Source organism: Thalassococcus sp., assembly GCF_982780845.1.
In genome coordinates, this window is sequence record NZ_CEYADA010000001.1 from 245,765 (window position 1) to 258,542 (window position 12,778).

General features: G+C 56.7%; 11 protein-coding genes and 1 pseudogene. 6 read left to right on the forward strand and 6 right to left on the reverse strand.

All coding sequences use genetic code 11. The features are described 5' to 3' along the window. Positions 1 to 43 precede the first annotated feature (43 nt). The gene (locus AC4FIA_RS01220) at positions 44 to 1,057 is read left to right on the forward strand and encodes a hypothetical protein (RefSeq protein WP_490364393.1); all 1,014 of its coding nucleotides are present in this window, start codon (positions 44 to 46) and stop codon (positions 1,055 to 1,057) included. Positions 1,058 to 1,110: 53 nt separating this feature from the next. On the opposite strand, the pseudogene AC4FIA_RS01225 reads toward AC4FIA_RS01220, so the two are convergent. Next, positions 1,111 to 1,239 (reverse strand): annotated as a pseudogene (locus AC4FIA_RS01225) (HNH endonuclease); the annotation flags it as partial. A gap of 69 nt (positions 1,240 to 1,308) precedes the next feature. Here AC4FIA_RS01225 and AC4FIA_RS01230 point away from each other — a divergent pair. Beyond that, complete coding sequence (locus tag AC4FIA_RS01230; protein WP_490364394.1) at positions 1,309 to 2,505, forward strand: TIGR03862 family flavoprotein; 1,197 nt, start codon at positions 1,309 to 1,311, stop codon at positions 2,503 to 2,505. Here the strand turns inward: AC4FIA_RS01230 and AC4FIA_RS01235 are convergent. Genes AC4FIA_RS01235 through leuS form a run of 4 tightly spaced genes read right to left on the reverse strand, consistent with a single transcriptional unit; the run spans position 2,502 to position 7,186 of the window. Next, on the reverse strand, positions 2,502 to 3,092 hold the full coding sequence (locus AC4FIA_RS01235; RefSeq protein ID WP_490364395.1) for a glutathione S-transferase family protein: 591 nt from the start codon (positions 3,090 to 3,092) through the stop codon (positions 2,502 to 2,504). The genes AC4FIA_RS01230 and AC4FIA_RS01235 overlap by 4 nt on opposite strands. A 20-nt stretch (positions 3,093 to 3,112) precedes the next feature. Next, positions 3,113 to 4,141, reverse strand: coding sequence for a DNA polymerase III subunit delta (gene holA, locus AC4FIA_RS01240; protein WP_490364396.1), 1,029 nt, complete (start codon positions 4,139 to 4,141; stop codon positions 3,113 to 3,115). Continuing rightward, complete coding sequence (gene lptE, locus AC4FIA_RS01245; protein ID WP_490364397.1) at positions 4,138 to 4,626, reverse strand: LPS assembly lipoprotein LptE; 489 nt, start codon at positions 4,624 to 4,626, stop codon at positions 4,138 to 4,140. The genes holA and lptE overlap by 4 nt, the downstream gene beginning before the upstream one ends. Next, the gene (gene leuS, locus AC4FIA_RS01250; RefSeq protein WP_490364398.1) at positions 4,613 to 7,186 is read right to left on the reverse strand and encodes a leucine--tRNA ligase; all 2,574 of its coding nucleotides are present in this window, start codon (positions 7,184 to 7,186) and stop codon (positions 4,613 to 4,615) included. Before leuS ends, lptE begins: the two co-directional genes overlap by 14 nt. A 197-nt stretch (positions 7,187 to 7,383) precedes the next feature. On the opposite strand from leuS, the gene AC4FIA_RS01255 reads away from it, so the two are divergent. After that, positions 7,384 to 8,643, forward strand: a complete 1,260-nt coding sequence (locus AC4FIA_RS01255; RefSeq protein ID WP_490364399.1) for a glycosyltransferase family 4 protein — start codon at positions 7,384 to 7,386, stop codon at positions 8,641 to 8,643. A gap of 11 nt (positions 8,644 to 8,654) precedes the next feature. Here AC4FIA_RS01255 and AC4FIA_RS01260 read toward each other — a convergent pair whose 3' ends face one another. Beyond that, the gene (locus tag AC4FIA_RS01260) at positions 8,655 to 9,089 is read right to left on the reverse strand and encodes a DUF3576 domain-containing protein (protein ID WP_488049456.1); all 435 of its coding nucleotides are present in this window, start codon (positions 9,087 to 9,089) and stop codon (positions 8,655 to 8,657) included. Between the two features lie 364 nt (positions 9,090 to 9,453). On the opposite strand from AC4FIA_RS01260, the gene AC4FIA_RS01265 reads away from it, so the two are divergent. The 3 genes from AC4FIA_RS01265 to AC4FIA_RS01275 all read left to right on the forward strand — a co-directional run bounded on the left by AC4FIA_RS01265 (position 9,454) and on the right by AC4FIA_RS01275 (position 12,740). Beyond that, positions 9,454 to 10,536, forward strand: a complete 1,083-nt coding sequence (locus tag AC4FIA_RS01265; protein WP_490364400.1) for a porin — start codon at positions 9,454 to 9,456, stop codon at positions 10,534 to 10,536. 90 nt (positions 10,537 to 10,626) lie between these two features. Then, on the forward strand, positions 10,627 to 12,096 hold the full coding sequence (locus AC4FIA_RS01270) for a tetratricopeptide repeat-containing sulfotransferase family protein (RefSeq protein ID WP_490364401.1): 1,470 nt from the start codon (positions 10,627 to 10,629) through the stop codon (positions 12,094 to 12,096). After that, positions 12,087 to 12,740 carry a YggS family pyridoxal phosphate-dependent enzyme gene (locus AC4FIA_RS01275; RefSeq protein ID WP_287476635.1) on the forward strand — a complete coding sequence of 218 codons (654 nt, stop codon included), beginning with the start codon at positions 12,087 to 12,089 and terminating at the stop codon, positions 12,738 to 12,740. Before AC4FIA_RS01270 ends, AC4FIA_RS01275 begins: the two co-directional genes overlap by 10 nt. Positions 12,741 to 12,778 lie beyond the last annotated feature (38 nt).

Below are 12,778 nucleotides of genomic sequence, written 5' to 3' on the forward strand. Positions count from 1 at the left end.
GATCAATTTCTATTTTGAATTCTGTCAGCGCGTTCATTCACAAATGTTAAAACACTTCTTAATCTTAATAACTGCAGTAACTGTTTGTTCCGGAGTAGCTAGTGCTCAACAAAACGTCAGCATTCCAGACAAACACGTTCATTTATCAACAGCAGCGGACAATTTGACCCTTATTGAGAAAACTTTAGCGGTAATACGAGCTGTCTATGATGGAAAAAGCGACGAGGAACGAGAAGCCAACGCCCGGAACATCCAAGAAAACCTTGCTGCCCAACAAGAGATGGCTAGGTGGGCAGGAGATGTGGCAATCGCCGCAATAATCAGTTCTGGGCTTACTCTTATTGGCTTGATCGTTCTTATTTTTACTTTGGTTTACACGAAGCGAGCAGCTGAGAACGCGAAGAGCATGGTCGAACCTGCCAGAACTACTGCGGATGCCGCCATCCAAGCGGCTGAAATCGCTCAGCAAGGAAACATCCACGCTCAAAAGATGGGTTATCTCCAGACTCGTGCATACCTAAGTGTAAAGGATGTAAACGTCGAAAGGTTTGGCAGCCCTGAATACATCAGATTAAACTTCACCCTTATGAACACCGGCTTAAGCCCCGCTTACAATGTGCGAGCGCTTTATATGGCATTTGTAGATGGCTCTCGATCACTCGGAGAATGGACAAAGGCGGAGCGGCCAAATTACAAACAATTTCCATTGGCCAGTTCGATTGTACCGCGTGGCGAATATGGCTGCGGCCTTTCTGTTCACATCAAATCCGGAGTAGACGGTGACCTAGCCGAGCAGCCTAGCAAAAGAATTCAAGACGTAGAAATCGTAATTATCTATCAAACCGAGTTTCAAGCCGGGAAAAATGACTACTCAAGCGAGCTGACGTTAAGCATTGAAATCCCTAAGAAAATGTCAGGTCATTCGTCAAAAACATGTGTGATCGCAGAACACTCTCCACTCACTCAGTTTCGATCCCAATGGATGGACGGTGCAGTACGAGATATTCGTGATCGTGATCACCAGAATGTTTGGAAGCAATTCGAATTTTTTGAATAAATAGAATTTCAATATAGACCCAAAAATCCGACACGAAAAATTGAAACCGTACACCTATGAAGCAACACCGTCGACCCGCCCTTGCCTCCGCGCAGTCGCCGGATCAGGTGATGCAGGCTTTGCTTGGCATCTGCTGGGATCGGGCGCAGGCATAGCGGGCAAATCGGATCAGGATCGGACATCGCCCCCTCTTGTGTGCTAGGTCGTTCCGGCCCATGAGTCTGGCGCGGAACAGGGAAAGATCAAGCCGAATGACCTTGCAGGACATCACAACAGACGCGCTGGTGATCGGCGCCGGACCTGCGGGGTTGATGGCGGCGGATGCCTTGGCTGCGGCTGGATATTCGGTGCTGGTGGCCGATCAGAAACCGTCAGTTGCGCGGAAATTCCTGATGGCGGGCAAGTCCGGTTTGAACCTGACCAAGGCCGAGCCCTTTGACGCCTTCATGGCCCACTACGGCCCCCACGCCGATGTGCTGCGCCCGATGATCGAACGCTTCAGGCCCGAGGACGTAGCGAACTGGGCGCAAGGATTGGGTCAAGAGGTGTTCACCGGCTCGACGGGCCGTGTCTTTCCCAAGGTGATGAAGGCCTCTCCCCTGTTGCGCGCATGGTTGGCGCGGCTGGACGGGATGGGCGTGACGGTCAACGCCCGTTGGCGCTGGACCGGCTGGCAGGATGGCGCGGCGCTTTTCGACACGCCGGACGGCGCGGTGTCGGTGCGGGCCAAAGCCACCGTTCTGGCGATGGGCGGTGCGAGTTGGCGGCGGTTGGGATCGGATGGCGAGTGGGTCAATACGTTGAATAAAAAAGGTATACCTACAGTATCCTTCGGTCCGTCAAACGTCGGCCTGACCGTTCCATGGTCGTCCCACATGGCGAAAAATTTTGGCAGCCCGATCAAGAATGCACGGTTCCTCGCGGGCGATATGGAAAACCGTGGCGAGGCGGTGATCAGCGCCAAAGGGTTGGAAGGCGGCGGAATTTATCCGCTTGCCCCTGCCCTGCGCGAAGGCACGACGCTGCACATCGACCTGATGCCGGATGTAAGTGAAGACGCGATCGCCAAACGCCTGTCAAAACCCCGAGGCAAGGACAGCAAATCCAACGTCCTGCGAAAGGCGCTGCGGCTTGATCCGGCGAAACTGGCGCTGCTGATGGAATATGCTCGCCCCCTGCCCGATGCGCCACAGGACATCGCCAAGTTGGTCAAAGGCCTGCCTATAACCAACGCCACCCTGCGCCCGATGGATGAGGCAATCTCGACCTCGGGTGGGATTCCGTTTGAGGCGATGAATGATGGCCTGATGCTGACAGACATGCCCGGCGTGTTTGCCGCCGGCGAAATGCTGGATTGGGATGCGCCCACAGGCGGCTACCTGCTGACCGCCTGCTTTGCGACAGGCCTATGGGCGGGCCAGAACGCGGCCCGCTGGATCGCCGATTAGGGCATTGCCGCAGCCTTTTGATAGGCGGGGCGCTGCATCAACACCTTGGCGTTGGCTTTGATTTTATCCGGCAGCGGCGGGAATTTGGCCGCCAGCGCCCACGACCCACAGTGCAGCAGCAGAATGTCAGGGATGGTCAACATGTCGCCCGCCAGAAACGGCCCGTCGATTTCAGCCGCAATGCGCTGGATATTCCGGTCGAATTCGGGCTTCAGGCTTTCCTTCACCTCGGGCACGCGCTGATCCTTGGGCAGGACAAACGTATGTCGCGCCGCCGTCCACAAAAGCGCGTCCAGTTCATCGATGATACGGTTGGTCCACGCATCCTGACGCGCGCGGGCGATTGTGCCTGCCGGATGGGTCAGGCCGCCGTGTTTGTCGGCCAGATAGGTCATGATCGCGACGGAATCGCAGATCACGTCGTCGCCGTCTTTCAACGCGGGCACTTTTCCAAGGGGTGACACCGCGCGGATTTCATCACTGGCGGGCAGCGCGGGGATGTGGTCGTAGGCCAACCCCAGTTCTTCCATTGCCCACAAAACGCGAAAAGCACGGGTCTTGCGTGACCCGACAACCGTGTAGCCCATCGTTTCCTCCCTGATCGACGTCAGCGTTTCGCCAACATCGCCAATCGTATGAGCGAACGTTCGACCAAGGCCATAGCCGGTGCTTTCTGACCGGCGGAACGTAACGTCAAATCCGTATCTGTCAGGATTTTCAGCGCCTGTTCCAGCTTCATCATGCCCCAGCCCTGTGCCTGACGCAGCATCCGGTCGCGTCGCGGGCCAAAGATCGGCGGGCGCATGCGGGCGATTCCGGCAGCGGCCCCACCGGGATCAGAGGCGGCCATATGCAGCGCGCGGAAATGGCGGGTCGCCATGATGACAAGTGTCACGGCATTTGCGCCCTGCGCCTCGAGCCGTTGCATCACGGGGCCGATTTCTGTGGCACGGCCTTCGGCGACGACATGCAGGATGTCATCAACCTCGGCCTCGGTCGAGGTAGGCGCCATCAGCGCGACCTCATCCGGTGTCAGCGGCGTGTCATCGCCCAGTTTATACAGCGCGACCTTTTCAACGGTCTGACGGAAATCACCGGGGTCGAGTTCGCGCGACAGGGCCATGATCGCATCCATCGCCGCACGGTCCAGATTGGTGAGGCCGGATTTTTTCAGATCAGATTCGATTTCGTCCCGCGTGGGCGGATCGTTGTAGATGCCGACGGCATAGGCACTGGGATGCGCTTCGAACAGTTTGCGTAGCTTCGATGTGGCCTTGAGCATACCCGCGGTCACAATGATCTGTGCATCGCCCGGGGCCCAATCCTCCATTGCGTTTTTCACGGCGTCGGCGGCGGCCTGATCTGCTGCGCCTTCAACAAAGGCAACGCGCGGACCGGGGAAAAACCCCTGCGCCTTGATCGCATCAATCAACTGAGCGGGGTCCTTACGCAAATCGCCCGCTGGAATGCGGGTCAGGCGCATTTCCGCCTCACCTTCGGGGCCGACCAAAGCGGCGATGACCTGCTGGCGTTTCAAGGCCACGCGCATCGCATCTTCGCCGTAGATCAGCAGGGCCGCCTTATCGGGATCGGGCTTGGCGAAATAGGAAGATGCGTCGCGGGCTGACAGCTTCATGGCAGTTGGTCAGGTTCGATCAGCGTTAGTTGATCCACGATCTGGTCTGCCAGAATGGTCATCAAGCGTTCCATTGCGTCGCGTTGGGATGCAAAGGTGGATACGTTTGATCCGCTGGTGGAATAGCCCACAAAGCTGCTGACCACATGGCTATGCACGGATTGGCCCGTGGTTTGATCGATCAGGTCGTAGGCGACCTTGCCGTCCACATGGGAACGTGTGTTCGACCCAGTAGACGTAGAGCCGAGCGCGTTTTCATTGGTGGTCAGAACGGTTTTCAGCGAATAGCGCGGCGCAGTTGCGCGGCCCAGCCGTTCTTCCAGCCTGCGGTTCAGGATGTATTCGTTGCGTTCTGCGGGCTCTTCCAAGGCGATCGTGCCCAAAAGGGCGCTGCCGCTGCCTTGTGGGCCATAGGCGGGGGTGAACCCGCAACCGGCCAGCGCCAAGGCGCTGACCAGCAGTATCCGTCGGTTATACGACCACATTCACAATCCGCCCCGGCACAACGATGATCTTTTTCGGTGCAGCGCCATCCAGCGCTTTGACCACAGCATCGTTTGCGAGCGCCAGCTTTTCAACCTCGGCCTTGTCCAGATCTTTCGGAACCGAGATTTCGGCGCGGCGTTTGCCGTTGACCTGGATGGGCATGGTGACCTCATCGTCGATCAACATGGCGGGATCAGCCACAGGCCAGTCGGCATTGGCAATCAGGCCTTCGCCCCCCAGAAGCGACCAGATTTCTTCCGACAGGTGCGGTGTCATCGGGGCCATCAACTGGGCCAGCGCCTTGGCCGCCTGACGTTTCGCATCACCACCCGCCTTGGATTTGGACAGGGTGTTGGTGAAACCGTAAAGACGCGCGATGGCCGCGTTAAAGCCAAAGGTTTCGACGCCTTGGGTCACATCGTGGATCGCCTTGTGCATTTCGCGCAGCAGGTCCTTGTCGGCGTCATTCGCCGCTTCCTCATTTTGCGAGGCTTCCAGCGCAATACGGTAGACGCGGCCAAGGTGTTTGTTCGCAGCTTCCGCTCCAGAGGCCGTCCATTCCACATCGCGTTCGGGCGGGGAATCGGACAGGACGAACCAGCGGGCGGTGTCGGCACCGTATTCGCCGATGATCGCCACGGGATCGACCACGTTGTTTTTGGACTTCGACATCTTGGCCGACGGGATCACCTCGACCTCGGCACCGCCGTCTTTCAGGAACGCTTTCCCGTCTTTCAGCTCCACCTCTTCGGGGTAGTGATAGACGGGGCGACCATCATCGCCTTTGGTCTGGTAGATCGCGTGGGTCACCATGCCTTGGGTGAACAGCGCATTGAAAGGCTCGCTGGATTTCGCCGGCAGGTGGCCGGTCATCTGCATCGCCCGCGCGAAGAAGCGCGAATACAGCAGGTGCAGAATCGCGTGTTCGATGCCGCCGATGTATTGGTCGACGTTCATCCAGTATTCGGCCTCGGCCAGATCGGTCGGCGTGTTGGCACGCGGCGCGGTGAAGCGGGCAAAGTACCACGACGAATCCACAAAGGTATCCATCGTGTCGGTTTCACGCTGGGCGGGCTTGCCACAAGACGGGCAGGTGCAATCGCGCCATGTAGGGTGACGATCCAGCGGGTTGCCGGGGACGTCGAATGTGACGTCATCGGGCAGCTGAACGGGCAGGTTTTCTTTCTTTTCAGGCACCACGCCACAGTCATCACAATGAACAACCGGAATCGGGCAGCCCCAATAGCGCTGACGGGACAGGCCCCAGTCGCGCAGGCGGAACTTGGTTACGCCGTGGCCCACACCGTTGGCTTCGCAGAAATCAACGGCGGTATCGATGCCTTCGTTGCCTGTCTGCACCTCTTCTCCGGCAAAGCCTTTGACGTAGCGCACGGGATCGGGCTTGGAAGGCACATAGGCCGGACCGCCGTGTTCGGGCTTGGCAAAGCTGTCGTCAGGTGTGACCGGTTCGAACACGGACGCGACCGGCAGTTCGTATTTGCGTGCGAAATCAAGGTCACGCTGGTCGTGTGCGGGACAGCCAAAGATCGCGCCTGTGCCGTAGTCCATCAGAATGAAGTTGGCGATGTAAACGGGCAGTTCCCACGACGTATCAAACGGGTGACGCACGCGGATGCCTGTGTCAAAGCCGCGCTTTTCGGCCTTTTCCAGCTCTTCCTCGGACGTGCCCATACGGCGGCATTCGGCGCAGAATTCCGCAATCTCGGCGTTGTCCTTTTCCAGATCACGCGCCAGCGGGTGATCTGGCGAGATGCCGACAAACGACGCGCCCATCAGCGTATCGGGGCGTGTTGTGTACACCTCGATCCGGTCGTGCGCCTCGGGTCCGTCGATGGTCGAGAAGGCAAACTGCAGACCGCGCGATTTGCCGATCCAGTTCGCCTGCATCAGCTTTACCTTGGCAGGCCAGTTGTCCAGCGTGTCCAGCGCTTCCAGCAATTCGTTGGAATAGTCGGAAATCTTGAAGAACCACTGCGTCAGTTCGCGGCGTTCGACCAGCGCACCCGAGCGCCAACCGCGACCGTTTTCAACCTGCTCGTTCGCCAGAACCGTCATATCAACAGGGTCCCAGTTCACGACAGCGTTCTTGCGGTAGACCAGACCTTTTTCAAGAAAATCAAGGAACAACGCCTGTTGCTGGCCATAGTATTCCGGATCGCAGGTGGCGAACATGCGCGACCAGTCCAGACCAAAGCCAAGCGGTTTCATCTGGGCAACCATCGTGTCGATGTTGTTGTAGGTCCACGTTTTGGGGTGGCCATTCGATGCCATCGCCGCGTTTTCCGCAGGCATTCCGAAGGCGTCAAAGCCCATCGGGTGCAGAACGTTGTGGCCCGTCGCCAGCTTATAGCGCGCGATCACATCGCCCATGGTGTAGTTGCGGACGTGACCGATGTGGATGCGGCCCGACGGATAGGGGAACATCTCAAGCACATAATACTTGGGCTTGTCTTCAGAGCGCACGGCTTTGAAGGTTTCGGCCTGATCCCAGGCAGCTTGCCACTTTGGTTCGATCTCGGCGGGTGCGTAACGCGACATGGCTCTTCCTCTGCGACGCGAATTCAATGCGTTTTCGGGCTTGGGTGATAGGGCGGCTAGGGGGCGACGTCCAGTGCTAAGCCGTAAATGACGGGCTGACGCCAAAGCGACAGTCGGGATGAAATGCACAAAGGCGGTTTGGTTTTTTCAAATCTGCGTGCGAGATTGCGGCAAGGCAGGTCGCGAGTACACCAAAAATGAAGATCCTCTGTATCCATCAGAACTTTCCGGGACAGTACAAACATCTGGCCCCCGCGTTGGCTGCGCGCGGGGACGAGGTGATGGCGCTGACCCCCAAGGTGGACAAGGTCGGTGTTTGGAACGGTGTGCGGCTGATCCCTTATAAAGTGCAGGGTCAAAGCACCAAGGGCATACACCCGTGGCTACAGGATTTCGAAACCAAGCTGATCCGCGGCACATCGTGTCTGCGCGCCGCGTTGCAGTTGAAAAAGCAGGGGTACGAGCCGGATGTCATTCTGGCCCATCACGGTTGGGGCGAAAGCCTGTTTCTGAAAGATGTCTGGCCCGACGCGAAACTGGGGCTGTATTGCGAGCTGTATCATCAGACCGACGAGACGTTCACGCGCTTCGACCCTGAATTCTTTCCGAAACAGCCTGTTGCCGACACCCAGCGCATTCGCATGAAAAACCTGAACAACCGTCTGCACGAAGAGGTGATGGACGCAGGCATCAGCCCGACGCGCTTTCAGGCGGAAACCTTTCCCGGCCATTGGCAGGATCGTCTGACCGTTTCCCATGACGGGATCGACACGGATCAGGTGATTCCCGATCCGCAGGCAAGGCTGGAGGTCTCAGATGGCCGCATTCTGAGCCGTGATGATGAGGTGATCACCTTTATCAACCGCAACCTCGAACCCTATCGCGGTTATCACATCTTTATGCGCAGCTTGCCCGCATTGCTCGCGGCGCGGCCCAAGGCACAGGTTGTGCTGTTGGGTGGCGATGAGGTCAGCTATGGCGCCAAAGCGCCGGACGGTAAAACGTGGAAGCAGATCTATATTGATGAGGTACGCCCGCAGATTTCAGACGCCGACTGGGCCCGCGTACATTTCCTTGGCCGCGTCCCCTATCCGCGTTTTCTGTCGATGCTGCAGGTCAGCCGCGTGCATGTCTATCTGACCTATCCGTTTGTTCTTAGCTGGTCCTTGCTGGAAGCCATGAGCGCGGAATGCGCCATCGTGGCCAGCAGCACGGCACCGGTGAAAGAAGTGATCAAGGATGGCGAAACCGGCCTGCTGATAGATTTCTTCGACACAGAGGCTTTGACCAAAACCGTGGTTGATCTGCTAGAGAACGGTACACAACGTAGGAACTTGGGCGCAGCGGCGCGCGCGTTTGTTCAAGAAAACTATGATCTGAAGCAGATTTGCCTGCCCAGACAGCTTGCATGGGTCGACGCCCTTGCCGAAACGGCAGGGCGACGCCCCCAAGACTAAGTCAGTTTGGTTTAGAAGCGCGAGTCGCGGTCACGCAGCTGGCGTGCGCGGGTCAGAATGGCGTCTTCGATTGCGCGGGTTGTTGCCGTGCTGACAGGGCCGCTGCGGGTCATCAGCGCCACGTTCAACGAACGCGCATCCAGCGCAGGGTCCGAGACGTAGATTGTCGCGCGATAGGCACGGCCACCACCCGGGGGTGTGCCATAGCCTGTTGTGATAACACCGGTAAACGGATCGACCGATTCAATCGGCAGGAAATCAAGCGTTTCAAGCGCCGCATTCCAGATGTAGCGGTTGACCGAACCAACCTTTTCATCCGATCGCGGCTTGAAGATATCCCAGATCGTGGATGTGGGCGCGCCGGCCTCACCGTAAACTTCCTGATCCATGATTTCATCGGCAGAACGGGTATTTACAGGTTGCTGGGTGCCCCCACGCTGAAACATTCCGCATCCCGCGACGGAGACCAAAGCAAGTGTCAGACAAAGGCCTTTAGCAAAACGCTGCATTATGAATTTCCCCGCTCTCGCCGCAATTTTCCGGTCAAACCTTCCTTACAGTGGCTGCGGGGCTGCGACAAGATCAAGATGAAAAGGGCCGGAAACGTGAACAGCCCTAAGAATCTATAGAGTTGTTACACCACACAGAACGGCAGTCGCATTGCTTGTGGCAAATGTGCATCATCAAAAAGCTTGTTGGCCGCGGATTGTCCACGCGGGTTGCACCCTTAGCGGTCGAAGGCGCATAGATCATGCCATCAAGGCCGGGTATCCGGATTGGTACGTGCCTTACGAACACATGAGGGAAAAAATGAAAAAGATTCTTCTTGCTTCCACAGCGCTGGTCGCATCCGCTGGCTTCGCGTCGGCAGAGGTTTCCATCTCCGGTATGGCGGAAATGGGTATCTTCAACTCCGGTAGCGCCAACATCAACATCAACACCACCACTACGTTGACGGTATCGAGCGCGATCTCCACTCTGACATCGGTTACAACAACCGAAACAGAAGGCGATACACAGTTCTTCACAGACATCGACGTCACATTCAAAATGTCCGGCGAAACAGACGGTGGCATCTCCTTCGGTGCGACTGTTGATCTGGACGAGTCGGTTAACGGCAACGCGTTTGCTCCGGCAACTGAGGGTGGCGAAACAATCTTCGTTTCCTACGGTGGCGCGACCCTGACAATGGGCGACACAGACGGTGCTTTCGACGCAGCTATGCCTGAAGTTCTGATGGCTGGCGGCTCGATCAATGACGACGAAGAAAACGCTGGTTACAACGGTAACTCCGGCTTCGACGACAAAGGCGACGGTCAAGTTGCACGCTTCGACTACGCATTCGACGCGTTCACACTGTCCCTGTCCGCTGAGCAGCTGGACAACGGTGCTTCCGACGACAACATCATCGGTGTTGGCGTTAAGTACTCCGGCGACTTCAACGGCATCGCAATCACTGCAGGTCTGGGTTACCAGACAGGTGAAAACATGGCGTTCGCGCCCATGGCGACCCTGAACGGCGCAGGCTTCGCAATCGTATCTGACGCAGAAATCATCGGTGTTGGCGTAACAGCTGGCTTCGCGAACGGTTTCTCCGCAGGTCTGAACTACTCGTCCACAGATTATGACCTCGACGGCCTGGAAAATACCACGCACATGGGTCTGGGTCTGGGTTACGAAGCAAACGCTCTGGCAGTTGGCTTCAACTACGGCGCCTATGAAAACTTCGCAGGCATCGAAGACCATGACGTATCCGGCTATGGTCTGGCAGTTGCATACGATCTGGGTGGCGGTCTGTCGGCAAAAGCTGGTTACGGCTCCAGCACTGTAGAACTGGGTGACGACGAAGTTCAGTACGACTCCTTCTCCCTGGGTCTGGGCATGTCCTTCTAATCTCACCTGAGATTAGGACATCAGTTAAGAGCGGGCCTTGCGCCCGCTCTTTTCTTTTGGGACATGAAGGAAAAGAGTTTGGAGAGATAAATGTCACAGGACGTTGTCGCGCGCATCAAAGCGGAATACCGCAGTGCCCTTGAGAAATTGAACAATGGTTTTCCTGAGGAAGCCCGCCTGGGTTTCGCGAAGCTTTTGATGGAGCAACCAAACTCTCCAGAAATCCATTATCAGCTTTCACGCGTCGCATATGAAAAGGGTGAACGCACAAAGCAGTTTGAGTACTTAAAGAAAGCACTGGAACTCAAGCCAACTGAACCAGGTCTAGTCGAAACGCTAATCGACTTATTCGATGACCTAGGTGAATATGACCAGGCTCTAAAGGCACACGACCATCTTGCTCTGATTTCCCCCAACAAGAAGAAGGTTGCAACCAAGAAGGCAGCGTACCTTCAGCGACTGGGCCGCTTTGACGAGGCTCAAGAGCGCTTTCGAAAATTGATAAAAAATAGCCCGCTGTCCGGGAATCTTTACAAAACTTTCTATACTGGCATGAAGGTGCCAGAAAATGAGCCAACACTTAAAATTTTAGGAAAACTCCTCAAAAGTAAAAAAGCCGATAAACGTGAGCTCATGCAAGGCCACTACGCGATGGCCAAGGCGTTGGAAGACCAGAAAAAGTTCGATCAGGTATTCGATCACCTAAACGCGGCGAATGCTCTGCAAGCTGAACTGGCTCCGATCAAAGAAGAGAAACAGAACGTCATTAACGACGTGTTTTACGAAAAACAGCTGAAGGGCGACCTTAAGCCGATCAATTTTGAATCGCCCGTCACCCCTGTTTTTGTCACAGGCATGCCCCGCTCGGGTACAACGCTGACAGAACAAATCATCGCCGCTCATTCTAACGCCACAGCAGGTGGCGAGCTTGGGATTATTTTCAATCGGACGACAAACCTGCCGATTGCAAATAATGATCCGAAACCGCTGCACCTTTGCACGGAAGACGAGCTGCGCTTGTATGCCGAGACCTTCATCAAACTGATGCAGCGCGATACGGGTGCGAAGTCGGGTGTGATTACCGACAAGTCCATCCGCGCAGATGTGATTTACGGCTACCTCGCAACGTCAATGCCGCACGCCAAGTTTATCGTCGTACAGCGCGATGCGCGCGATATTGCGATCTCGATTTACAAAAACATGTTCAAGCTGGGCTCGCACCGATATGCGAACAGCCTGCCCGAAATCGCGAAAGCTATCAAAGCCTTCCGCAAGAACGTCGAGCATTGGAAAGAACGTATGCCCGAGCGGATTTATGAGGTTTACTACGACCAACTCGTGGCTGACCCCGAAAATCAGGCGCGGGCATTGATTGATGCGGCAGGACTTGAGTGGGAAGACGCTTGTCTCGAATTCCACAAGGCCAAGAACCGCGTGAAAACGCTGTCTGTCGCGCAGGTGCGCCAGCCGATCAACAAGGGTTCGTCTCAGGCGTGGAAGCGGTACGAGAAAGACCTTCAGCCGTTCATCGAAGAGTGGGGGGATGATCCGTGGGTCTAAGCGACATCAAGGATCGTATTGCCAAGGCCGAAGCCGAGGCTGGCCGTGCGGCTGGTTCGGTCGAACTGATCGCCGTGTCCAAAATCCAGCCGCTGGAACGGGTCGAGGCGGTTCTGGACGAAGGGCACCGTGTCTTCGGTGAAAACCGTGTGCAGGAAGCGCAGGGCAAATGGCCTGCGTTCAAGGAGCGCTATGACGGTGTGTCGGTGCACCTGCTGGGCCCGCTTCAAACCAACAAGGCGCGCGTCGCGATGGAACTGTTTGATGCGATCCATTCGGTGGACCGCCCGAAACTGGCCCACGCATTGGCGCGTCTTGCACAGGAACTGGGCCATTGCCCCGAGCTGTTCTTGCAGGTCAACACAGGCGAGGAAGAACAGAAGGCTGGCGTCATGCCCGCCGATGCGGATGCGTTCATCAAGGAATGCCGTGATCTGGATTTGCCGATCCGCGGGTTGATGTGCATCCCTCCTGTCGAGGAGACGCCGTCGCTGCATTTCTCGCTGTTGGCCAAGATCGCCGAACGCAACGGCATCACCGGCCTGAGCATGGGAATGTCCGGCGATTTCGAGCAGGCAATTGCCTTTGGCGCGACCCACGTGCGTGTCGGTTCTGCCATCTTTGGCGAACGTGTCTACGACTAACCGCCTGTGCTGCTTTGCAGCAGGTGACAGGCCGTAAA